General features: G+C 34.2%; 19 protein-coding genes and 1 pseudogene. 8 read left to right on the top strand and 12 right to left on the bottom strand.

The window, feature by feature from the left end:
* Positions 1–370: 370 nt before the first annotated feature.
* Positions 371–793: a DoxX family membrane protein gene (locus V7719_RS06910; RefSeq protein ID WP_335729153.1), complete on the top strand. Its 423-nt coding sequence runs from the start codon at positions 371–373 to the stop codon at positions 791–793.
* 116 nt (positions 794–909) lie between these two features.
* Here V7719_RS06910 and V7719_RS06915 read toward each other — a convergent pair whose 3' ends face one another.
* From V7719_RS06915 to V7719_RS06925, 3 genes are read right to left on the bottom strand one after another with little or no spacing between them, the layout of a single operon-like run.
* Complete coding sequence (locus V7719_RS06915; protein WP_335729154.1) at positions 910–1,974, bottom strand: AMP-binding protein; 1,065 nt, start codon at positions 1,972–1,974, stop codon at positions 910–912.
* Between the two features lie 21 nt (positions 1,975–1,995).
* On the bottom strand, positions 1,996–2,955 hold the full coding sequence (locus V7719_RS06920) for a CPBP family intramembrane glutamic endopeptidase (RefSeq protein ID WP_335729155.1): 960 nt from the start codon (positions 2,953–2,955) through the stop codon (positions 1,996–1,998).
* A gap of 9 nt (positions 2,956–2,964) precedes the next feature.
* Entirely contained in the window at positions 2,965–4,014 is a 1,050-nt protein-coding gene (locus V7719_RS06925) for an o-succinylbenzoate synthase (RefSeq protein WP_335729156.1), read from the bottom strand.
* 56 nt (positions 4,015–4,070) lie between these two features.
* Here V7719_RS06925 and V7719_RS06930 point away from each other — a divergent pair, with 56 nt between their 5' ends.
* Positions 4,071–4,976: a sterol desaturase family protein gene (locus V7719_RS06930; protein WP_335729157.1), complete on the top strand. Its 906-nt coding sequence runs from the start codon at positions 4,071–4,073 to the stop codon at positions 4,974–4,976.
* 124 nt (positions 4,977–5,100) lie between these two features.
* Here the strand turns inward: V7719_RS06930 and V7719_RS06935 are convergent, their stop codons facing one another.
* The 3 genes from V7719_RS06935 to V7719_RS06945 all read right to left on the bottom strand — a co-directional run bounded on the left by V7719_RS06935 (position 5,101) and on the right by V7719_RS06945 (position 7,734).
* Positions 5,101–5,778: a metal-dependent hydrolase gene (locus V7719_RS06935; protein WP_335729158.1), complete on the bottom strand. Its 678-nt coding sequence runs from the start codon at positions 5,776–5,778 to the stop codon at positions 5,101–5,103.
* A 194-nt stretch (positions 5,779–5,972) separates the two neighbouring features.
* A complete protein-coding gene (gene menA / locus V7719_RS06940) occupies positions 5,973–6,878 on the bottom strand; it encodes a 1,4-dihydroxy-2-naphthoate octaprenyltransferase (protein ID WP_335729159.1) in 906 nt (301 codons plus the stop codon).
* Positions 6,879–6,894: 16 nt separating this feature from the next.
* Complete coding sequence (locus V7719_RS06945; protein ID WP_335729160.1) at positions 6,895–7,734, bottom strand: 1,4-dihydroxy-2-naphthoyl-CoA synthase; 840 nt, start codon at positions 7,732–7,734, stop codon at positions 6,895–6,897.
* Between the two features lie 53 nt (positions 7,735–7,787).
* On the opposite strand from V7719_RS06945, the gene V7719_RS06950 reads away from it, so the two are divergent.
* Both V7719_RS06950 and V7719_RS06955 read left to right on the top strand, forming a co-directional pair.
* Positions 7,788–8,894, top strand: coding sequence for a C1 family peptidase (locus V7719_RS06950; RefSeq protein WP_335729161.1), 1,107 nt, complete (start codon positions 7,788–7,790; stop codon positions 8,892–8,894).
* Between the two features lie 323 nt (positions 8,895–9,217).
* On the top strand, positions 9,218–9,637 hold the full coding sequence (locus V7719_RS06955) for a hypothetical protein (protein ID WP_335729162.1): 420 nt from the start codon (positions 9,218–9,220) through the stop codon (positions 9,635–9,637).
* Here the strand turns inward: V7719_RS06955 and V7719_RS06960 are convergent.
* The 3 genes from V7719_RS06960 to menD all read right to left on the bottom strand — a co-directional run bounded on the left by V7719_RS06960 (position 9,634) and on the right by menD (position 12,831).
* Positions 9,634–10,467 carry a CvfB family protein gene (locus V7719_RS06960; protein ID WP_335729163.1) on the bottom strand — a complete coding sequence of 278 codons (834 nt, stop codon included), beginning with the start codon at positions 10,465–10,467 and terminating at the stop codon, positions 9,634–9,636. The genes V7719_RS06955 and V7719_RS06960 overlap by 4 nt on opposite strands.
* 176 nt (positions 10,468–10,643) lie before the next feature.
* Positions 10,644–10,982: a DUF2853 family protein gene (locus V7719_RS06965; RefSeq protein WP_335729164.1), complete on the bottom strand. Its 339-nt coding sequence runs from the start codon at positions 10,980–10,982 to the stop codon at positions 10,644–10,646.
* Positions 10,983–11,070: 88 nt separating this feature from the next.
* Positions 11,071–12,831, bottom strand: a complete 1,761-nt coding sequence (gene menD / locus V7719_RS06970) for a 2-succinyl-5-enolpyruvyl-6-hydroxy-3-cyclohexene-1-carboxylic-acid synthase (RefSeq protein ID WP_335729165.1) — start codon at positions 12,829–12,831, stop codon at positions 11,071–11,073.
* A gap of 94 nt (positions 12,832–12,925) precedes the next feature.
* On the opposite strand from menD, the gene V7719_RS06975 reads away from it, so the two are divergent.
* From V7719_RS06975 to V7719_RS06985, 3 genes and pseudogenes are all read left to right on the top strand, one after another.
* Positions 12,926–16,159 (top strand): S41 family peptidase, encoded by a 3,234-nt coding sequence (locus tag V7719_RS06975; protein WP_335729166.1) that lies wholly within the window; start codon positions 12,926–12,928, stop codon positions 16,157–16,159.
* A gap of 234 nt (positions 16,160–16,393) precedes the next feature.
* Entirely contained in the window at positions 16,394–16,723 is a 330-nt protein-coding gene (locus tag V7719_RS06980; RefSeq protein ID WP_335729167.1) for a hypothetical protein, read from the top strand.
* Positions 16,724–16,744: 21 nt separating this feature from the next.
* Positions 16,745–16,972: pseudogene (locus V7719_RS06985) on the top strand (phosphatase PAP2 family protein); the annotation flags it as partial.
* Here the strand turns inward: V7719_RS06985 and V7719_RS06990 are convergent.
* The gene (locus tag V7719_RS06990; protein ID WP_335729168.1) at positions 16,969–18,084 is read right to left on the bottom strand and encodes a chorismate-binding protein; all 1,116 of its coding nucleotides are present in this window, start codon (positions 18,082–18,084) and stop codon (positions 16,969–16,971) included. The pseudogene V7719_RS06985 and the gene V7719_RS06990 sit on opposite strands and share 4 nt — an antisense overlap.
* Positions 18,085–18,087: 3 nt before the next feature.
* Positions 18,088–18,513 (bottom strand): PaaI family thioesterase, encoded by a 426-nt coding sequence (locus V7719_RS06995; RefSeq protein ID WP_335729169.1) that lies wholly within the window; start codon positions 18,511–18,513, stop codon positions 18,088–18,090.
* Between the two features lie 40 nt (positions 18,514–18,553).
* Here V7719_RS06995 and V7719_RS07000 point away from each other — a divergent pair, with 40 nt between their 5' ends.
* On the top strand, positions 18,554–19,189 hold the full coding sequence (locus V7719_RS07000) for an alpha/beta hydrolase (protein WP_335729170.1): 636 nt from the start codon (positions 18,554–18,556) through the stop codon (positions 19,187–19,189).
* 69 nt (positions 19,190–19,258) lie between these two features.
* Here the strand turns inward: V7719_RS07000 and V7719_RS07005 are convergent, their stop codons facing one another.
* Complete coding sequence (locus tag V7719_RS07005; RefSeq protein ID WP_335729171.1) at positions 19,259–22,999, bottom strand: DUF7507 domain-containing protein; 3,741 nt, start codon at positions 22,997–22,999, stop codon at positions 19,259–19,261.
* Between the last annotated feature and the right edge of the window lie 40 nt (positions 23,000–23,039).

The raw sequence follows: 23,039 nt of genomic DNA on the forward strand, positions 1-23,039 counted from the left end.
TTTAGTTCATAATAAACTTACAACCAATATCTTATCAAAAAAATACACATTGAGTTAACTATACTTTTCAATGAGCGAACTTAACAAAAACAGCTTCTAAGGTTTTGTCTTTGGAGTTTTCTATTAGGTGATCCATAAATTTAGACATGTTATAATTCATTTTTAATGACTTCAAATTTCTCTAAACTATTAAAAACAGAACTATCTAATTCATTCTTGTTTTTTCTAAAACCAAAACTTGGATTTCTGTGAGAATTAAAGCTATAAATCACGCTCTAATTGAAAAACCTTTTAAGGCTTGAACCGTCTGAACTTAGTCAATCTCAATATTTTTTTGTATATTAATTATTGATAATCAACATTTTAATCCATGGCCACAATAAAAAGCCTAAATAAATGGGCAAACGCACGCAGCTATTATATTATAGATATCATACGTATTGCTCTTGGTGTGGTCTTATTTATTAAAGGTGTGCAATTCATAAATGATTTTAATCTGTTGAGTGAATTATTTACCCCATTAGAAAAAATATTTGGAGGAATGCTACTCATACATCTCGTAATTCCGGCACATTTAATTGGTGGATTGTTACTTGTATTTGGCTTGTTAACACGTTGGGCAGTTATCGTCCAAATACCATTATTAATTGGAGCTGTTTTAATTAATATTACTGGTGAAATGGTAACTTCAAACTTAATATTAGCGTCTGTTACTTTACTACTCACTATATTTTTCTTGTTTTTTGGGTCTGGAAAACATTCCGTTGATTATTATTTAAAGATGCAAAAATAAATATGCTGTATTCAAACTAATTGCTTCTCAATTTAAATGTTTTACAAATTTTGATAAGAGTAATCAAGTCATAAATTCCCCACTATAACCAAACTATAAAATAAAGAATGAGTAAACTATCCTAAAATAGTTTCTAAACATTTATGTCTTTGGATTTTCCCGTTAGGTGTTTCAATAAATTTTGTCATATTGTAAATCGCTTTCGGGATTTCAAATTTTTCTAAACTATTAAACAGTACTGTATCTATATCTTTAGTGTCGCTTTCTAAAACTAGAATGACTTTTTGCCCTAAATCTTTATCCGTTTCCGAAGTAATAAAAAATCGCGATACTATCTTGTCCTGAAGTTTTGCCTCAATGAGTTCTGGAAACAGTTTTACACCACCAGAATTAATCATATTATCAAATCGACCAATGATATCAAATTCTGTATCAGATTTCATATCAACCACATCGTTTGTAATGATGGTATCTTCGGAAAGTTCTGAAGCATTAATCACTAGGCAATCTCTATCATCTTTTGATATGGAAATATCACGAAGTATTTTAAAATGCGCCTCTGCCTCCGAAGTTTTATTAAGTTTCCTTACAGCTATATGACTAACGGTTTCTGTCATTCCGTAGGTTTCAAAAACAGTTGTGCTGATAGCTTGTATTGACAAATTTAACGAATTTGACACTCTAGCTCCTCCTACAATAATAGTATTAATGTGCTCCAAACGATCTAAAGAATTTTGCAATTGCAAAGGAATCATTGCACAAAAATCATAGGATTTATGATGATCATATGAAGGTATTGCAGTAGGTGGTGCCATATCTAACTCTAAACCTAAAATCATGGCTCTAACCAACATCATTTTTCCAGCTATATATTGACTAGGTAAGCAATGTAATGCTTTGTCTCCTAGCTCCAAACCAAAGAAATCTCCAGTCATTACCGAAGAATTCACCATCTGTTGTTTTTTTATCTTAATGCTTTTTGGGAGTCCTGTAGAACCAGATGTTTTGGTTAATACATAATCATTCTCATCTAACCAATCTAGTAAAAAGTTACCAATAACTTGCTCATAAGGCTCGCCTTCTTTAACTAAGCTATAAGCAACTTCCTTAAGTTCGTCATGATTAAAATTGGTTCCGTTGAGTTTAAACCGTAAGTGTATTTTGTCAAATGTAGGAGTCATATTTAAGGTTTTTCAGATGAACTATTCGCCAATAATTTTGTAGTCTTCAGTTATAGGTTCGTGGATTTCTCCAATAAGTTTTTCTTTCCAGTTTTTCCATTTGTAAACTCTAGAAAAAACAAAAAGTATAATCGGGAAAATAATAAATATAGGCAATATCATATCAACAAACTCAAGCTTAGGCTCAGAGACATCCTTTAATATCGAGTGCGTTTGAAACACTGTCCAATCTGTAGTGACTAATAAGGCTGTAAACAAATTATTTGCAGCATGATAACCCAATGCGAGTTCTATACCTTCATCCATTAAAGTTATAATCCCTAAAAACAATCCTGTTCCTATGTAATAAATTAATAATGAATATCCTAGTTTACCAATTTCAGGGTTGGCAATATGAAGCAATCCAAAGATTAACGACGTCATTATCAACGGAAACCATCTATTCTTTGCTAAAGCACCAAAACCTTGCATTAAATAGCCCCTAAATATATATTCTTCTAAGCTCGTTTGTATAGGAATTAATGCCACAGCAATAATGACTAAAATAATAAAACGTTGTGGCTCAAAATTGAACACATAGTTTTCTGGTGCTAAATAAAAATAGTCAATTAATACTAATCCAGAAGAAATAACTCCCCAAAAAATAAAGGCAAACCAAATACGTTTCCAGTCCAATTTTGGTCTAGACGTGGCAATAGATACCATTTTTTGTTTGTGGAGCACTTTTGCGGCAATCCATAATCCAACAAATGCAAATGCAAATGACAACAAGGCCAATAGTAAAAACAAATTAGAATCTAATATGGTATACATTGACTTTTCGTTAATACTATCTAGGCTATCTCCATTTCCTAATGTTTTACCAAATATTGCTCCCATAAGAGGAATCTGACCAATAAATGATGCTGCGAAAATAATGAGAGATCCAACGAGATATCTCCAAAAATCATGTTGTACTTTAAAGGCTTGTGCTATAAACATAGTCAAATTTTAAAAATTTAAATCGAGATTAGAGAGTTCCCATTCACGATTAGTTTCATATCGCAATGTACCATTTTTTACAACTAAAGGCGAATCAAAATTATCAGTAAATAAGCTTCCTGTACCTAAACCTTGTAGCAAATTACTGTGAAGCGTATATGTCCACTGTGCTATGGCATTGAGACCAATATTGCTTTCCAGTGCACTGGTAATCCACCAACCTATTTGCTGCGCTTTTGCAAGGTTAATCCATTGCTCGCTACCTTGAAAACCGCCAACTAGTGTTGGTTTTAAAATGATGTACTGCGGATTAATAATTTTCAGAAGTTCTTTCTTTTTTTCTTCGGAAAAGATGCCAATCAATTCTTCATCTAATGCAATTGGTAAAGGCGTACTTTCACATAATCTTGCCATGTCATTCCACTGACCTTGTTTGATAGGTTGTTCTATGGAATGCAGATCAAAATCTGATAGTCGTTTTAACTTTTCTAATGCTTCGGAAGGCAGAAAAGCACCATTAGCATCAACTCGAAGTTCGATATCTTTTGCTGAAAATTCTTGTCGAATCGTTTTCAGTACATTTAATTCAGTTTCAAAATCGATAGCTCCAATTTTCATTTTAATACAACTAAAACCTGCATTTAACTTGTCTTTGATTTGCTGCTTTATGAAATCTTCACTTCCCATCCAAATGAGTCCGTTGATATGAATTGGAGATTCATTCTGTGTGAAACCTGAAGGGAATAATTTGAAACCATCTTCACTAGCCAAAGATTTGAATGCCATTTCTAATCCGAATTGTATACTCGGAAATTCGATAAGCTCACTAATCAACTTATCTGCGCCAAAATGAATATTGTCACAAGCCCATTTCAGTTTCGTTTCAAAATCCGGTCTATCATCGACACTCAAACCTCTAAACATACCACATTCGCCAATACCGGTTTTGCCTTTTTCAGTAAGAATGACAAACCAAGTGTCTTTGGTTTTTAAGATACCTCGAGAGGTACCACTTGGTGTTTTGAAATTGAGTGTGTAGTGTTTATAAGTTGCTTTCATGCAATCGCAAAAATAGGTATTATTTTTCGTAATTTGTCAGGTATAAAGTTGTCCTAATGCAAGACCCAGATTTCCCAAATATCATTCTAATTGCTATTCCCTTTTTTATCATAGCGATGCTTTTGGAATTATATGTGACCATAAAACAAGGCATAAAAACCTACGAATCCAAAGACGCTTTCTCTTCCATTGCTATGGGATTGGGTAATGTGTTTTTAGGTTTTTTCAGTAAAGCATTGGTGTTATTGGCTTTCTTCTACATTTATGAAAATTTCAGACTGTTTACAATTCCAATTGTATGGTGGAGTTTTATATTGATTTTCTTTGCTGATGATTTTGCCTATTATTGGTTTCATCGCATTTCACACGAATGTCGCTTGTTTTGGGCATCACACGTAGTTCACCATTCATCCCAACAATATAACTTAAGTACAGCTTTGCGTCAAACCTGGTCTGGTGGCTTTTATTCCTTCGTGTTTTGGTTGTGGTTGCCACTTTTAGGTTTTCATCCAGGCATGATTATGCTACAGATGTCGATTAGCTTGTTGTATCAATTTTGGATTCATACCGAAACTATAGACAAACTCCCAAAATGGATAGAAGCTGTTTTTAATACGCCATCACATCATCGTGTACATCATGGTCGAAATCCTTTGTATTTAGATAGAAATCATGCGGGAATTCTAATTATTTGGGACAAACTGTTTGGTACCTTTCAACCTGAGCTTAAAGATGAAAAAGTAATCTATGGCTTGGTCAAAAACATTCATACTTATAACCCTATAAAAATTGCGTTCATTGAATGGTTACATCTATTTAAAGATGCATTTTCTGGACGGAAATCGTTAAAAAACAGATTCCTCTATCTTATCAAACCACCTGGCTGGAAGCATGATGGCAGCGGACAAATATCAGATGACTTAAGACAAGAATGGTTAAATAAACATACTCAAAATGATTAAAGCCATTCGTAAATAAAAACACGAAGCTTACATTGGCAAGTTTGAAAAATTTGGCATGTATGTCAACCGTTTATCATCTCGATTAATCCATAAGTTGGTGATGCGAAGTAAGGTGCGGTAGATATTACAACTCAATACTCTCACCAATCTCTAGTAACATCAAATCCTTATTCTTATCAAAGAATTTTCGTTTGGCGGCTTCATGGTCGATTTCGATATATCCAAAGGTATCAAAGTGGTAACCGAGAACTTTATCGCATTCCACAAAATCGCTTGCATGTATCGCTTCATCAATTCCCATGGTGAAATTATCGCCTATTGGTAAAATGGCTAAATCCAATTTTGTGAATAGTGGAATCAATTTCATATCCATAGTCAAAGCGGTATCACCAGCGATGTAGATGTTTTTATGTTCACCTTCTATTACAAAACCTCCTGGTTGTCCACCATAACTTCCATCTGGAAACGACGAGGTATGTATCGCATTCACATATTTTACGCTTCCAAATTCAAAATCCCATTGACCACCATGATTCATTGGGTGGTTTTCTAAGCCTAGTTTATCGAAATGCGTGGCAATTTCAAAGTTGGATACAATGACTGCTCCTGTACGCTTAGCAATAGCCTCAACATCAAGAATATGATCTTGATGCGCATGTGTAATTAAAATATAATCTGCCTCTAATGTGTTAATGTCAATATGTGAGGCTTTGGGGTTTCCTGAGATGAAAGGATCTACTAGAATAGTAATGTCTGAGATTTTAATTTCTAAGCTCGCATGACCGTAAAATGTGATTTGCATTGGTGGATTGTTTGGTGAAAATTAATACAGAACCCAAAGTACAAAAAAACTCAGACAGATTTCAAGAAATTGTCTGAGTTTTAAAGCCCCAAATTTTATTGCCAACATATTAGCAAATAAATGCCGACCTACAAAATTTCAATACCTAATATACGTATTAATTATTTGGTTTCCAAACTTTTATGTTAAAATTATTATAAAATATATCCTACACCTAACAGGACAGAAAACAGAAATGCCGTCAATGCTAACACTTTTAGTTGCGGGTCGAAGTCTTTAGAGTACTTTGCTTTTCTCACGGCATTGATATGCATTATCAAAGGAATATAAGCAATGTAAAACAGGAAATTCCAGGGATTTGAGTAGTATAATATGGAGAATATACAAGATATTGCAATAGCCAAAACTATCAATATGATATGATAAGCTTTTGATTTGTCTTTCCCTAATTTAACAGCCAGTGTATATTTTCTTGCAGCTTTATCCGAATCAATATCTCGCATATTATTGAGGTTTAATACACCCATACTCAAAAAACCTAGAGAAATTGCTGGTAACCACACATGATGATCTACTTGTTTTGTGTATAAAAAATAACTTCCCACCACACTTATTAATCCGAAGAAAATAAAAACAAACACATCACCTAAACCTTTGTATCCATAAGGCGAACTTCCAATAGTATAGTTGATCGCTGCATAAACTGAAAGTCCAGACAACAGAAAGAATATCATGGCATAGAGAAAATATTTACTTCCGAAGGACACAAAAACCAGACCTACTGTTAAAATGATAACGACTAGGATATTCATTTTAATTCCTTCAAACATTTCCTCAGGTGTAATCGCCCCACTTTGAATAGCACGCTCAGGCCCTATTCTATCGTCATTATCAGTTCCTCGAATACCATCGCCATAATCATTTGCAAGGTTAGAGAGAACTTGTAAAGCGATAGTTAATAGAATTGCAAAGGTCATAATTATGCCATCAAATTTGCCGTTGTAATGTGCAAAACAGGACCCAATGATGATACCTGATACCGAAAGTGGTAACGTACGCAATCTAAAAGCTGATACCCAAGGCTTTATTTTTTTAAACATAAATGTACTTTAGATTTTAAGGAATCCACTTTTTATCGAAGTTAGGCTTGCGCTTTTCTAAAAACGCATCACGACCTTCTTTGGCTTCGTCTGTCATATAAGCCAAACGCGTCGCTTCACCTGCAAATACTTGCTGACCAACCATGCCATCGTCGGTGAGATTCATTGCGAATTTCAACATCTTAATAGACGTTGGTGATTTTGCTAATATTTCTTGAGCCCATTCGTAGGCTGTATCTTCTAATTCGTCATGAGGAATAACAGCATTTACCATTCCCATGTCATAAGCTTCTTGTGCTGAGTAATTTCTTCCGAGGAAAAATATCTCACGCGCTTTTTTCTGTCCGACCATCTTCGCCAAATACGCCGAACCATATCCACCATCAAAACTCGTCACATCGGCATCAGTTTGTTTAAAAATCGCATGTTCTTTACTCGCTAAAGTTAAATCGCAAACCACATGAAGGCTATGTCCTCCTCCTACAGCCCAACCAGGAACCACAGCAATCACAGCTTTTGGCATAAAACGTATAAGACGCTGGACTTCTAAAATATTTAAACGATGATAACCATCTTCTCCAACATAACCTTGATGTCCTCTAGCTTTTTGATCGCCTCCTGAACAGAAACTCCAAATACCATCTTTGGTTGATGGACCTTCGGCAGCTAATAACACGACCCCAATGTTCACATCCTCGCCTGCATCATAAAAGGCATCGTAAAGTTCTTTAGTGGTTTTTGGGCGAAATGCGTTTCTAATATTTGGACGATTAAACGCTATACGCGCTACGCCATTACATTTTTTATAGGTAATGTCTTCATATTCTTTAGCAGTAACCCAATTTGCTTTATTCATTTTTAGTATTTTAGTCAAAAATAAATCATTTTACAGAAACCAACTGAATTACCATGAAAAATAATAGTTTACTCTTCGTTTTAGTTTTTACAAGTTTTTTTAGTTTTTCTCAAACATATGAGTTTGAAACCACAATTGATTTAGAAGCTACAGATGTCATTAGTCAAGGTAGTACTGGAACATGTTGGAGTTTTTCGGCATCTTCTTTTCTAGAAAGTGAAGTCATGCGACTTACAGGTAAGCAAATCGATTTATCTGAAATGTATACTGTTAGGCATACTTATTCTAAAAAAGCATGGAATTATGTCATGCGTCAAGGGAAAATACAATTTAGTCAAGGTGGATTAGGACATGATGTTATAAACAGTGTTTCTGAATATGGTGTCGTACCAAATGATGTGTATTCTGGTTTAAAAGAAGGTGAAAAAAGACACAATCATTCTAAAATGGCCGACTCCTTAAAGACGATTCTTAAAGCCTATTTGGATGATAGTAAAACTTATGCTTCTGATTGGAAAAACGATATAGAACAAACACTAGACTACTATTTAGGGGATGATGTAAAAAGTTTTATGTTTGAAGGCGAGCGCTATACACCACAATCATTTTTAAAAATGACGAAACTAAATCCTAAGGATTATATCACCATTACGTCATTTACACATGAGCCTTTCTACACGAATTTTGTTTTAAATATTCCTGATAATTTTTCAAATGGTGATTTTTACAACGTGACTTTAGATGACATGGTGACTGTTGCAAACCACGCTTTAAAAAGTGGTTATACTATTGAATTGGATTGTGATGTGAGTGAAAAAACGTTTTCATCTAAACATGGGCTAGCAATAGTTCCTGCTACTGATAATGCAAATGCATTATTAAATGTGAGTCCTGAGAAAGACATTACAGCAGACTACAGACAACAAGAGTTTGAAAATTTTAATACGACCGACGACCATTTAATGCATATCACAGGTATGCTTAAAGACCAAAAGGGAACGACTTACTACAAAGTAAAAAATTCTTGGGGTAAAAACGGACTTAGAAATGATGGCTACATCTACATGAGTGAAGCATACTTTAGATTAAAAACAATATCTATCATGATTCATAAAGATGCGCTTCCAAATGCTATTAAAACAAAATTGGTTTTAAACTAGGTTATTCCTCATCGCTTTAATTTCGATTAATTTTTTAGATACCGTTTAAAGTTATCATAAATAAGCTGAGTGTATCACTCAATTAAATGCATGTCGTTATACCATTTCACCATAAAGCATTAATGATAACGGGTATTCCAATACTTTCAAACAAGTTGACATCTGACGTTTCTTCTCTGCATTTTTCTTAAAAAAATACATTGTTTGTAGGTTTTTGACAGGAAGAATAGAGAATGAATAATAATACGTTTAATTCAAAATTTATTTTGAATATACTATGTAAGCATAATATCTTTACGCTCCCATTTAATAAAATAGATACTATGTCGATTGTTGATTATTCCTACTATGACAAACTCATCCGTCAAGAAACCATATCATTAGGAAAATTATACTTCTTTGAACATTTTCTATTGGCCGAATTCAATGAAGGTGTAAACATTGGTTTTGATAATTTCAATGAAGTCAAAGTCGCCATTGAAAAGCAATATGGTAATAGTGATTTTGGCTTTATTGCCAACAGAATACATTCATACTCTATTATAATTACGGATGCACCGCTATTCAACGAGGCATTCAAAAATCTAAAAGCCTACGCTACAATAACGTACTCTTCTTTTGCTAGTAAAATCTTTGAAATGGAAAATCATTTCTTCAATTTTAATAGACGAAATTTTAGTGATTTAGATGAAGCCTTAAACTGGGTTGAAAAAAATTTAGAAGCAACCGCGACTTTAGGTTAATTCAAATAAATACCATCTTCTTTTATTGTTATCAACTTTTGTTTGTACAAAGTCCCTATAGCTTTTTTGAAGTTCTTTTTACTCATTTGGAGCTCTCGCTTGATATCTTCAGGATTCGATTTATCATTCAAATGTAAAAAGCCATCATTTGTATCTTCTAGATGCTGCATAATAATCTCAGCATTAGGTTCTATATTTCTATAGCCTATTTTACCTAAAACGATATCTAATTTATTATCGTCACGAACTTTTTTGACAAAACCTTTTAATCGATCTCCAATACTAACATCTTTAAAAATATCTTCGGAAAAAATAAGTCCTAAATGTTCATAATTCACGATCACATTCATTCCTAATTCTGAAGGATGAGACACAATTAAATCCACTTCATCAAATTGCTGAACGGTCAACTCTTTATTGTCTAAGAATCGGTTAGTCTTACTTGATGCCACCAATCTATTGGTTACTTCATCGAGATAACAATGCACCAAATACCAGCCACCAGCTTTCATTTTGAACGCTTGTTCTTTGAAAGGGCAAAACAATTCTTTAACGAGTCCCCAATCTAAAAAGGCACCATGATCCGTCACTTGATTACAACGCAATAACGCAAAATCATCACGAACGATAAACGGTTCATCTGTTACAGCAACTGGACGTTCTTCGTTATCTAAGTAGACAAAAACTTCTATCTCCTCCCAAATCTTAAAAGATTCTGGAACATAGCGGTTTGGCAGCAAAATTTCATTGCCTTCTTTATCTGCTAAGTATAAACCTTGATCTGTTTCACGAAGTATTTCTAATGTGTTGTAGTCTCCAATTCTTATCATGCGCCAAAGATATGTAAAAAAGATGTTTAGACCGCTTCACTTTTAGACTTTAGATATTAGACATCTTAGATTTATGATGTTATGTATACAACAACCCAAATACATTTTTAGTCATAAAAAAAAGCATTACAATTCTATGGAATCATAACGCTTTAACTATTTCCAAAAATGTCAGATTAATAAGTTGACTCTTTTTTGAAGTGTTTTGTCAATAAATAATATACAACAGCTCTATATTTGTTTCTGTTAGACTTCCCGTAGGTTTCCATAACAGCATCGATACCCTTGTCTAAATCTGCACTATCTTTTAATCCTAACTTTTTGATTAAGAAATTTTGCTTTACAGTGTTTAATTCTGAATCATCAGATCCTGATACTGTAGCCGAATCTGCATTGTAAATTGATGGGCCGCAACCAATAGTTACTTTAGTTAATAAATCCATATCTGGATTTACACCACATTTGTCTTTTAAATCTGCAGCATACTTTACTATCAAATCGTCTCTTTTGCTCATTTCTATTATATTTTAGGGTTAATAAATTATTTGGTCTATAAATATAGCCAATAATTAGACACGTAAAAATGACATTAGTCACATTTATCTATTTGATAAACTTGAAATAATTTAAGAGAATCTCATCATTTTCGGTTCTTGGCGTAAACACTTCTAATAGTTTTGGTTGTTTCGATGTATTGTAAAATGATTCTAAGGAGTCTTCCAACTCTTCTTCATTATGAGCTGTTATATAGTCTATGTGAAACATATCACACAAGTGTTTTGCAGTTAAATTATGTTTAGTCTCAAAGAAATAATCAAAGTTCTCTGTATTTTTATGACCAGGAAGAATACGGAAAATCCCTCCACCCTGATTGTTAATGACTATGATTCTGAAATTCTTAGGAATATAAGTATTCCACAACGCATTACTATCATAAAAAAAACTTAAATCTCCAGTAATAAAGGTCGTTTGCTTTGTATTAGCTACAGCACAACCAATAGCTGTAGATGTACTACCATCTATGCCACTTGTGCCCCGATTACAAAAGACTTCGAAAGATGAATTCAAATTAAAAAGCTGGGTATATCGTACTGTAGAACTGTTTCCTAATTGCAAAATGGTTCTGCTAGGAATCGATTTTAGCAGTACACTAAACGCTTTAAAATCACTAAACGGTATCTGTTTCACATAGTCTAAATGTTTCTTGCGACGCTGTTTTTTTACGAGCGTCCAGGAATCAAAGTAATTACTTTTTGTAACATGCGTGATTTTTGGTAGAAACTCGGCTAAGAACGCATTTGGTTTAGCTACAATATGCTTATTTAAACAGAAAAAGGTATCGTTAGCACTTTTCTCATCAATATGCCAATGGTGTTTCGGTTTGTAGTGTCGTAAAAACGATTTTATTTTTTTTGAAACGATTAAACCTCCAATGGTAATTAAGATATCAGGTTGTAAAGCTTTGAAATCTTCTTCTTCAAGAGGAGCAATGATTTTATCTATACTAGGAAAAAAATTGGTGTGATGTAAATTGGAAGTCGTTTCGGTAAATACAATAACGCTGTCGTCGTCTGCCAATTCTTCTAACCACTGCTGCTCTATCTGATTTGGCGGTAATACACCAACTAATATCATTTTTTTTGTTGCGACAAACCATTCGTCAATACAATCCTTTAATTCGGTTTGATCAATTTTCGGAAGCGTAAAATCAATATCACTAGCTTTTGGATGAACATTTAATTCGGTAACAGTTTCATAAAGTGGCTCATCAAAAGGTATATTAACGTGAACAGGTCCTTTTTTAAATCGTGTGAGATTAAGTACTTTATTCAGTTCCATTTCATTATAAGACTGAATATCTTGCTGTAAACCCAACAAACGTTCTAATTTATTTTCTAAACTCTTAAAAATTGGGAGTTCTTCTTTATCAGACAATCGGTTTTCATCCTTTAAATCTAATTTCAGATTTGCGGAATACAACACATGATTTTCATAGACCGCTTTTTGATTGATGGTTTGTCCGTCACCAATACCTATTAAATGTTTAGGTCGATCTGCGGATAACACTACTAAAGGAATATCACTATAAAATGCCTCTGCTACTGCCGGATAGTAATTAAGCAATGCACTACCAGACGTACAAATAACCACAGTTGGTTCGCCCGTTTGTTGAGCGATACCCAAAGCAAAAAAAGCAGCACAACGTTCGTCTACAATACTGTAGCAATTAAAAAAAGCGTCATTTGTAAAACCTATGGTTAATGGTGCATTTCTACTTCCTGGAGAAATGACGATATGCTTTATGTTTTTTAGTTTACACAGCTGAATTACAGTTTGTGCAAGCGGAATTTTAGGGTGTATCATCTAAGAACAAAGTTATCTAAATTCCATCTTAAAAAAAAGGAAGATTTGAAACAATTAATTTACTAACTTTCACTTTATTAATTCATTCAAAATCATGAAAATTAAAACCATCTTTTGTCTTCTTTGTTCATTTTTATTTCTAAACATCAGTTTTGCTCAACATAACGAAAATCTATGGTTACGCCATACTGCAATTTCCCCTAGTGGAAATCAGATTGCATTCACCTACAATGCTGATATCTATGTAACTTCTATTAATGGTGGAAAAGCTATACGATTAACCACTAATAGTGCTTACGACACCAAACCTGTTTGGTCTCATGATGGAAATAAAATTGCTTTTGCCTCTAGTAGACATGGTAACTTTGATGTATTTGTGATGTCATCAACTGGAGCAAACGTAAAACGATTAACGTTTCACTCTGCCAATGACATGCCAACCGATTTCTCACAAAAAAATGATGCGGTTTGGTTTAACAGTATTCGATTAGATAATCAGAACTCATTACTATTCCACCAACTCGGTGAATTATATAGCGTTAATCTCAATGCAACAACACCAAAGCAATTATTAAGTTTCCCAGCTTATGAAGCTAGAAACAATAGCAAAGGCGATGTGATTTTTGAGGAAATAAAAGGTTATGAAGATCAATGGCGTAAGCATCACACATCCTCTGTTACGAGGGATGTTTGGATAAAAAGTGAATCTGGACAGTATACAAAACTTTCAAATTTTAAAGGCGAAAACCGTAATCCAGTGTTTGGTTCGGGAGATTCATTTTATTATTTATCTGAAAAATCAGGTACGTTTAACGTGTACCAATCTAGTTTTTCTAATCCTAGTCAATCCACTCAAGTTTCAGACTTCAAAATGCATCCTGTAAGACATCTTTCAGTATCAAATAATGATGTGTTAACTTATAGTTTCAATGGAAACATTTACACACAAAAAACAGGAGAACAACCTAATAAAGTAACTATTAATATTGACGGAGACCAATCGATAATGGACAATGAGTTATTGTTTGTCAACGGAAATGTAACAGACATGGTACCTTCTCCTAACGGAAAAGAACTCATTTTTATTCATAGAGGTGATGTCTTTGTCACATCAGTAGATGGCAGTTTAACCAGGCGCTTAACCGAAACACCTGAACAAGAACGTAGCATTGGTATTAGTCCTGATGGAAGAACTATTGTATATGCCGGGGAGCGTAATAACAGTTGGAATTTGTACACACAAACGATTACTAACAAAGATGAGAAGTATTTTATAAATGCTATTGAGCTAAAAGAAGACGCATTACTAGCTAATGCTACTGAAACCTTCCAACCAAAATTTTCTCCAACAGGAGAAGAAATTGCTTACTTGGAAGAGCGTACAAAGCTAAGAACCATTAATCTAAAATCTAAAAAAGTAACAGCCATTCATAATGGTGAAAAACATTTCTCTTATGCCGATGGGGATCAAGATTTTGAATTTAGTCCTGACGGGAAATGGCTCGCTATTACCTTTTATCCAGATCAATATTGGTTTGGCGAAATTGGGATTTTAAAAGCCGACGGAACTGGGAATTTAATCAATATCTCAAAAAGTGGGTTTAGTGATTTTGCTCCAAAATGGTCTTTAGATGGTAGCATTTTATATTGGGAATCTGATAGAAACGGTATGCATAGTGTCGCGAAAACTGGCCCATCACAATTGGATGTTTATGGTGTGTTTTTAACTCAAAAAGCCCATGATAAATTCAAACTGAATAAAGATGAATTTGCTTTCATTTCAGATGACAAAAAAGAGGAAGGCAAAAAAGATGAGGATAAGGACGAGGACAAAAAGAAAGACGACAAGAAAAAGGATGAGAAACCAAAATTAAAACCTATAACCATTGAATTTGACAACTTACAAAAGCGCAAAGAAAAACTCACGTTATTCTCTACAAACTTATCGACAGCTTTAATCACAAAAGACTCGAAGTCTTTATTATACTTAGGTCGCGCTGGCAATCTTGCCGATTTATGGAAACTAGATTTACGAACACGCGAAATCAAATCTCTTGGGAAATTTGGCCGTGGAGGTGGAATGGTTTTTGGAAAAGATGCCAAAGAGGTATTTATTTTAAGTCGCGGAAAAATTTCAAAAATTGAAGTAGCTTCTGGAAAGAAAAAACCAGTCGGCATTAAAGATGAAATGTCATTTAATTTATCCGCAGAGCGTTTGTATTTAATGGATCACGTCTCTCGACAAGTCAAGAAAAAATTCTTAGATCCTAATTTACATGGAGCTCCTTGGGATGAATTATCGGCAAACTACAAAAAGTTTGTACCGCATCTTAATAATGATTTTGATTTTAAAGATATTCTAGGAGAGTTATTAGGAGAACTAAATGCCTCTCACACTGGAGCTCGTTTTAGAGCGGCAAATATTAAAGGAGATCAAACGGCTTCATTAGGAATTTTTATTGATGAAACATATAAAGGTAATGGACTTAAAATTTCAGAAGTTATAGAAGGTAGTCCGTTAATTAATAGCGGCAAAAAAGTAAAAGCAGGCGTTATTATCGAAGCTATAGATGGTGAAGCCCTTACTCAAAATAGTAACTACTACACCTTTCTTAATAGAAAAGCTGGTGATGCCATTACCATCTCATATTATGATCTATCAACTAAAACGAGATGGAAAGAACGTGTGAAGCCAATTTCATTAAGAGCAGAAAATGAATTGCGATACCAACGTTGGATTAAGAAAAACCGAGACATGGTTCACAAACTATCTAACAATCAAATTGGTTATATGCATATTCGAAATATGAGTGACCGTAGCTTTAGAGAGTTTTTAGAAGAAGTCATGGGAGAAGAAGTCCATAAAAAAGCATTGGTCGTTGATACTCGATTTAATGGAGGTGGTGATTTGGTAGATGACATCACGACCTTCTTAAGTGGGGAAAAATATATGGAATTCCAAAATGGTGGAAAAGTAGTTGGTATGGAATCTCAGCGTCGTTGGACAAAGCCAAGTATAATGCTGGTAGGAGAATCTAATTACTCTGATGCACACTGTACTCCTGTTGGATATAAAGATTTAAAAATCGGAAAACTTGTTGGTATGCCAGTTCCTGGAACTTGTAGTTTTGTGTGGTGGGAACGCATTCAAAATGGTATTGTCTTCGGAATACCAAACATGCAAGTGCTTGATATTGAAGGCGATGTTTTAGAAAACAAAGAACTTATGCCTGACATCCAAGTTAAAAATGGCTTTGATAATATTACCAATGGAAAAGATGAGCAAATTGAAGCTGCGGTTAGAGAATTGTTGAAATCTTTAAACTAAATTTAGAATCTAGCAATTTATCAATTAATACTATAATTTCGTCTATTGACGTCATATTGGTATCAATAGCGAAATTGGTTTATTTTCTGTTACTAAGCCGGAAAAATATAAACCTTATAATTCTAATATCGATTTCATTGATACTAGTAAAAATAATATGGATGAGTATTTAAAAATTATAGATAAAAAATTAAAACATCAAAAGCTCTATGTTAAAAATACAATTCGTGAAACATGTATAGTAACTTTGAAGTAAATTTTCAAAATGATTTTAGAAAAGGAATAAATAACAATTTTTATACGACTATCGATGATTATACACGATTTGCTCCTCTTGCCCAAATGTATATCGCAGATATTGCAGGTGTCGAATCAAGAAGCCATTGGTTTGATCAGACAAAAAATGCGGCAATTTCATTACTCCTCACGGATTTAATAACTACAAAACTGAAACGAGAAATAGAAAAAACAAGACCTAGTGGTTATAATAGAAATGCTTTCCCTTCAGCTCATACAGCATACGCCTTTACTTCAGCAACTGTACTATTTGAAGAATTTAAATAGACAAAACCCTTACTAGCCTATAGTGGATATCTTTTTGCAACTACTACTGCATATTTAAGAATGGCTAAAAATGAACATTGGCTTTCAGATATTCTTCTTGGAGCAGGAATTGGAATTGGAATCACAAAACTCGTCTACCATTTTGACTATCTCTTTGCATGGAATCCTTTCAAAATAAATGATAGTATCGTATTAATTCCTCAGATAAATTCGGAAAGTAAAGGTCTATATATCGCTATAAAAATTTAATATAATACAGACTTCATAGTCTGCGTTTTATTAACCGTCTCCTCCCATTCTAATTGTGGATTCGAGTCATTAGTAATCCCACCTCCAACATAAATAAGTACGTTACCCTCTTTTATTTGCATACAGCGCAAATTCACATATAGATCACTTGTGGTTTTTATAGATTTATAGGCATTATTTTCAACGTTTCGTCTATTGCTATTTCGTGTTGTAGATGTTTTGAGATTAAGTTCACCTAAAAAGCCTGTGTAGAATTCACGATTGTAATTTTCATTAGACAGAATAAATGCTTTTGCTTCTGCTTTAGGTAAGCCACAAACTGCAGGTGTTGGATGTAATGTAGAAATTACATTTTGCAATTTTTCTGATTTTAAGACTCCCGAAATTTGAGATTGCAAGTGCAATAATTGACCCGCTTTGATGGTTTGAGCAGGTGTTGCTGTAAGTCTTTCTGTGAAAGGTATTAGCTCCTTTTCAATAAAGTCTGTAACGACTTGTTGCTCATCTACATTTTTAGCGTCCCACTCAACTTCAGTTGTATCGAGATATGGCTGAGTTCCAGCCAAAGACATTGTTTTAAAACGTTGTCCTTGAAGATTCAATAATGTTTCAGGAGTAGCTCCTAACCATAAACCAACACTAGGATGATACCAGATGTATGTAAATGCTGATGTATATTTTTTTAGTAGAGACTGAAAAATATGTATCGGATTATCTTCTGAAATTGAAACCGATTCTACTCTGGACAATACTACTTTTTTTAATTGACTGTTTTTGATCGCATCAATTCCTTTTTGGACTAATTCAACATGATTTTTGTTATCTGTTTCTGAATCTGTTAAAGCGGTCTCGTTTTGTTCCTTTTCCGAAGAAAACGATAGTTCCGAGGTTATGATTTGACAAATTTCCGAAGGAAAAATTATGGTGTTTTCTTCAGAATTAAATGGTGAAAATATAAATCCCCTTTCAGTAAAATCATCTACAGTGTGAATGCTATCATCATTTTGAAGCATGCCTCTTACACTAGAGGAATTGGGCTTTCTATAAGCAACAAAAGGTTGTTTAAATTTGTAATGTGATTCAATATGTGAAAAAAAATCCTCTTGAAGCATCGCTTATTTCTTCTTAGGAAGTGATATGGTTGACAACCTACAAATAGATACCAAATTGTCATGATCATCAGTGATTCTAATATCTAATATCTGTGTCGTTCTCCCTTTGTGCAAAAAGGTAGCTTTTGCATAAACATAACCTTCTGATACACTTTTTAGGTGATTGACTGTTATCTCGAGTCCGCGAACAAACATATTTTCAATATCCATAAAAATGTGTGATGCAAAACTCCCAACACTCTCTGCTAAAGCTGCAGTTGCACCACCATGTAATACTCCATCGGGTTGATATACTCTGGAATTGACTGGCATTCTAGCGACTAAAAAATCTTCTCCATAGTCTATCATCTCAATATTTAAGGTTTCCATTAAGGTGTTTTTGCTGACTGAATTAGCATGTGCCAAAACAGCTTCTTTAGATAATTGCATAGAAATACTGTATTTTTAAAGTCGATAACAAAAATACGAAATGAATTCTACAGAAAAGGAAATTTCTTATACCATTAGTAATAGTTACTCCACGTTAAATAAACTTACAGATCAAACAAAAAATATCTGGTTTGTATGCCACGGAATGGGCTATTTAAGTCGTTACTTTTTAAAATATTTCAAAGGTCTAAACCCAGAAGAGAATTATATTATAGCACCTCAAGCTCAAAGTAAATACTATGTTTCTTCAAATTTCAAACATGTTGGAGCAACCTGGTTGACTAGAGAAAACACATTAATCGAAACTGAAAATGTGATGCGTTATTTTGATGCCATTTTTGAAGACGAACAGATAACAGTAAACAAAAATTTGATTGTATTTGGATATTCTCAAGGGGTTAGTGTTGCGATGCGCTATATAGCAAAACGGCAATTACATTGTTCACATTTGGTTTTACATTCTGGTGGTATTCCAAATGAATTAAAGGCAAAAGATTTTGAGTACTTTTCTGGTAAAACTAAACTCATCTACGGAACAAATGACGAATACCTCAATGATGAGCGTATGATACAAGAACAAAAGAAAGCTAATGACCTATTTGGAAAAGATTTGGAGGTGATTTCATTTGAAGGTATTCATGAAGTCAATATGGAATTAATTAATACCCTTATCTAAAAAAAGAAGTAGCCATAAAAAATGACTACTTCTCCCAAAAGTAATAGTTTGCTATTCAATCAATTACCTTTACCTCTTTTTATTTGAAGGAATTATTTTCTTGACAACACTTCCTCTATTGGTTGATACTTTGATAAACAATATCTGATCATTGGCATCTGATAGATCTATTGGAATGATCATTTCAGAATTTTTAACGTAGTCTTTAATTGTTATATCTTCTAATACCAATCCTCTTATATCCATAATCTGAATTGCTACATCTGTTTCAAAATCAAATTCATAAGCGATATTAATCTCTTTAGAATATGGTATAGGATAAGCTTTAAAGTCTACAGATTTAATTGAATTCTCTCTATTAGAAACATTACATTTATATATTTCGACTTTAAATTTCATTATTAACTCACATTCGGTACCAATCCCATAAACATAAAATATTCCATGGATACCAATAGACATTAAAGAAGGATCTAAACTGTAGGTCCCATCGTTATTATTTATTACTCCATCTCCATAATAAACCCCTCCTTCTGGCGTACCACCAGATAAGACAATAACTCCATCTTTTTCACAGGAAGTTATTGATGAATGGTCAAAACCACTGCTAGAAATAACGTTTAAAACTAAGGTAGCACTATACTTACACCCATTAGCATCTGCCATTTTCATTGTTACTGGTGAATCTTCAATAGTATAAGTATAACCAGTGACAGGCCATAGGTATGATCCGCCTTCACAAATAGCGACTTCTTCTTCGATATCATCTGTTCCTGCATATTCATAAAACTTAACAATCGCAGAGGATCCTGGACATGATTCTGTTGAAGTAATCGTATAGGCATAATCTCCTGCAACTGGACCACTCCATATACCACCTTCAGTAGGGCTCCCTCCTAATGCGTCAAACAATTCCGCTTCAGATGGCTCAACACCTTGACAAACTGTCAATGTGCCATTTTCTCCTGCATTTGCTCCATCCACTTCGTAAAGTATCAATGTCGCTGAGTATGAACACCCATTCTCGTCTTCAAGGTTAATTATAACCGGAGAGTCTTCTATAGTATATGTTTCACTATTTATATACCAGTTATATGATCCCTCTTTACAAATAGAGACTTCATCATTAACGTCATCAACTTTTTCATATTCATAGACTTTTACAATAGCTGAGTCACTAGGACAATTGTTTGTGGATTCTACTGTATAAGTATAATCTCCATTTACTGGACCACTCCATAAACCGCCTTCATCTGGATTACCTCCTAATGCGTTAAATAATTCTGCTTCAGATGGTGTAACACCTTCGCAAACTGTTAAATTACTATTCTGTCCTGCATAAAGTAATGCTGACTCAGTAATATCCCAAGCACAAGTTTCATTATTAAACGTTGCCGTTTCAAAACATTTAACCTCTGGTTCTAATGGTTTATCTCCTATGATATTCCAAGTACATGTTTCACCGCTGAAGGTTGCTGTCTCGTAACATTCTGTTAGTGGTGTTTCTGGTTTATCTCCAGTTACTTCCCATTGACACGTTTGATCGCTATACGTTGCTGTCTCATAACATTCTGTTACTGGTGCTTCTGGTTTATCTCCTATGATATCCCAAGCACATGTTTCACTATTGAATGTTGCTATCTCAAAACACTTCGTTAGTGGTGTTTCTGGCTTGTCGCCTGTAACATCCCAAGTACATGTGTCACCGTTGAAGGTTGTTGTCTCGTAACACTCAGTTACTGGCTCTTCTGGTTGGTCGCCTGTAATATACCATTTACATGTTTCACTATTAAATGTTGCTATCTCAAAACACTTCGTTAGTGGTTCTTCTGGCTGATCGCCTGAAACTGTTAATACTGTTGTATATGGACAACCATTTGTATCCGTTTTTGGAATATCAAACGTTCCTACTGGATAATCGACACCTTCATAGTTAAATGTATTTCCTACACAAACTTCGCCTAATGCAGTATCGTCTGGTGTCACTGAATAATAATCTACTGTTACTTCATCTGCTACACTTGAACAACCAGTTAGTGTTTCTGTGATAATCAAACTATAAATCGTTGTTACCGCTGGTGTGGCTGTTGGCTGTGCTATTGCCGGATCGTCTAAACCTAAAATTGGTGTCCATGCATAAGTAAAACCTGATACTGATGCCGTTCCTATTAATGCACTTGTGTTATTACAATCTATAATAGCATCCGCTCCTGCTAAGGCTGTTGGTAAATCTGTATCTACACTTACCGTTACTTCATCCGCTACACTTGAACAACCAGTTAGTGTTTCTGTTATAATCAAACTATAAATCGTAGTTACCGCTGGTGTGGCTGTTGGCTGTGCTATTGCCGGATCGTCTAAGCCTAAAATTGGTGTCCATGCATAAGTAAAGCCTGCTAGAGATGCCGTTCCTATTAATGCACTTGTGTTATTACAATCTATAATAGCATCTGCTCCTGCTAAGGCTGTTGGTAAGGCAAATACTATTATGTCTTCAGTCGCTGAGTCTGAACAGCTACCATCCACATAACTATAGGTAATTGTGTGAGTTCCCGCAGTTGCTGCAACTGGATTAAAACTATAGGTCGTACCATTGCCGTCATCAGTTACACCTGCTCCTGAATACACACCGCCTGCTGGACTTCCACCACCAATATTTGTTAGGATACCTGCATCTAAACATAAGTCTTCTGGTGCTGTAAATGTCGTATCATCACAAGGCGATAATATTGCCGTAGCATCATCTACATCAGAAAAAATATCACTTGGTATGCCACTTATTAAAATCTCTCCTCTGGCAAATGCCAAATTGGTTACAGAACCTGCATTTATATCGTCTTGTGTTATAGAATAAGACCCTGTAAATACCCAAGTCTCTCCAACTTCGAGAACACTATCTCCATCATCTCCTGTATAGGCATTGATGTTACCAATTCTATCATCTGAAACAAAAGGATTTGTAACAGATACATCAGAAGTTACTGCATATTGGTAATTTACCATATCTCCAACAGCAGAATATGGGTCTCCCGAAGTGATTGTCTTGTCTATGAACAAATTAGAAGGGGTTACACAAGTTCCATTTTCCGTAACATGATTATAAATAAAGGTCGAGTCATTGCCATTAAGATCCGTGAATATTAATATATAAATACCTGCCTTAATTGTTTGAGTCGAATATTCTCCAGTTGTATAATTGTTTGTATTAAAGACCAAATTCGAATTCCCACTTTGTTGTAAAGTATACGGGCCACATCCACCTATATCGTTTAAGGTCATTGAAAAGTAGCTATTACTTGAAGTACAATTTTGACCAGTTTCATCATCTTGAAAAATAATAGTCAAACAATTATTATCTGAAGTTTGGCCACAACCAATGGCTTCTGCAATCTCGTAATCTGTAGGACAATTTGAAGGATCATGAGGTATTCCAGAAGAATAAGTAAGTACAATATTAGTTTGACTAGATCCGCCATCATCTCCTACGAAGTTATAGACTACACCATCAATTACAATGAAGCCTCCAGAGCAATCTTCCTCATCGCCACCAATTAATGCACCTCCTTGTTTAACAACAAAATCGCATGCTATATTTTGGTCGGCAGCCGAGTTACCCGCCTCAAATTCAAATGTAAACGCTAAATTTCCATCAGTATGGTTAGTACATTGATAGTTAATTGGACATTGCGCGTTTATAGAATAAACCCCAATAAATAGAAAAGCCAAAAATAACAATATTTGTTTTTTGACTTCAAAATTTAATAAAAATCTAGAACAATTTTTAAATGATTTAATAGCAATAACCTTCATAATGTTTTGGTTTAAATGTTACACCATTACATCATAGATA

It is taken from the genome of Psychroserpens sp. (genome assembly GCF_036960315.1).
Taxonomy (GTDB): Bacteria; Bacteroidota; Bacteroidia; order Flavobacteriales; family Flavobacteriaceae; genus Psychroserpens.

What these genes read in the sequence shown, in the direction of transcription:
- V7719_RS06980 (WP_335729167.1), top strand. Translation starts at nt 16,394, where the DNA reads ATGTATAGTAACTTTGAAGTAAATTTTCAAAATGATTTTAGAAAAGGA.
- V7719_RS06920 (WP_335729155.1), bottom strand. Translation starts at nt 2,955, where the DNA reads ATGTTTATAGCACAAGCCTTTAAAGTACAACATGATTTTTGGAGATAT.
- V7719_RS06930 (WP_335729157.1), top strand. Translation starts at nt 4,071, where the DNA reads ATGCAAGACCCAGATTTCCCAAATATCATTCTAATTGCTATTCCCTTT.
- menA (WP_335729159.1), bottom strand. Translation starts at nt 6,878, where the DNA reads ATGTTTAAAAAAATAAAGCCTTGGGTATCAGCTTTTAGATTGCGTACG.
- V7719_RS06960 (WP_335729163.1), bottom strand. Translation starts at nt 10,467, where the DNA reads ATGATAAGAATTGGAGACTACAACACATTAGAAATACTTCGTGAAACA.
- V7719_RS06935 (WP_335729158.1), bottom strand. Translation starts at nt 5,778, where the DNA reads ATGCAAATCACATTTTACGGTCATGCGAGCTTAGAAATTAAAATCTCA.
- V7719_RS06995 (WP_335729169.1), bottom strand. Translation starts at nt 18,513, where the DNA reads ATGCAATTATCTAAAGAAGCTGTTTTGGCACATGCTAATTCAGTCAGC.
- V7719_RS06910 (WP_335729153.1), top strand. Translation starts at nt 371, where the DNA reads ATGGCCACAATAAAAAGCCTAAATAAATGGGCAAACGCACGCAGCTAT.
- V7719_RS06975 (WP_335729166.1), top strand. Translation starts at nt 12,926, where the DNA reads ATGAAAATTAAAACCATCTTTTGTCTTCTTTGTTCATTTTTATTTCTA.
- V7719_RS06955 (WP_335729162.1), top strand. Translation starts at nt 9,218, where the DNA reads ATGTCGATTGTTGATTATTCCTACTATGACAAACTCATCCGTCAAGAA.
- V7719_RS07000 (WP_335729170.1), top strand. Translation starts at nt 18,554, where the DNA reads ATGAATTCTACAGAAAAGGAAATTTCTTATACCATTAGTAATAGTTAC.
- V7719_RS06965 (WP_335729164.1), bottom strand. Translation starts at nt 10,982, where the DNA reads ATGAGCAAAAGAGACGATTTGATAGTAAAGTATGCTGCAGATTTAAAA.
- V7719_RS06950 (WP_335729161.1), top strand. Translation starts at nt 7,788, where the DNA reads ATGAAAAATAATAGTTTACTCTTCGTTTTAGTTTTTACAAGTTTTTTT.
- V7719_RS06915 (WP_335729154.1), bottom strand. Translation starts at nt 1,974, where the DNA reads ATGACTCCTACATTTGACAAAATACACTTACGGTTTAAACTCAACGGA.
- V7719_RS06925 (WP_335729156.1), bottom strand. Translation starts at nt 4,014, where the DNA reads ATGAAAGCAACTTATAAACACTACACACTCAATTTCAAAACACCAAGT.
- menD (WP_335729165.1), bottom strand. Translation starts at nt 12,831, where the DNA reads ATGATACACCCTAAAATTCCGCTTGCACAAACTGTAATTCAGCTGTGT.
- V7719_RS07005 (WP_335729171.1), bottom strand. Translation starts at nt 22,999, where the DNA reads ATGAAGGTTATTGCTATTAAATCATTTAAAAATTGTTCTAGATTTTTA.
- V7719_RS06990 (WP_335729168.1), bottom strand. Translation starts at nt 18,084, where the DNA reads ATGCTTCAAGAGGATTTTTTTTCACATATTGAATCACATTACAAATTT.
- V7719_RS06945 (WP_335729160.1), bottom strand. Translation starts at nt 7,734, where the DNA reads ATGAATAAAGCAAATTGGGTTACTGCTAAAGAATATGAAGACATTACC.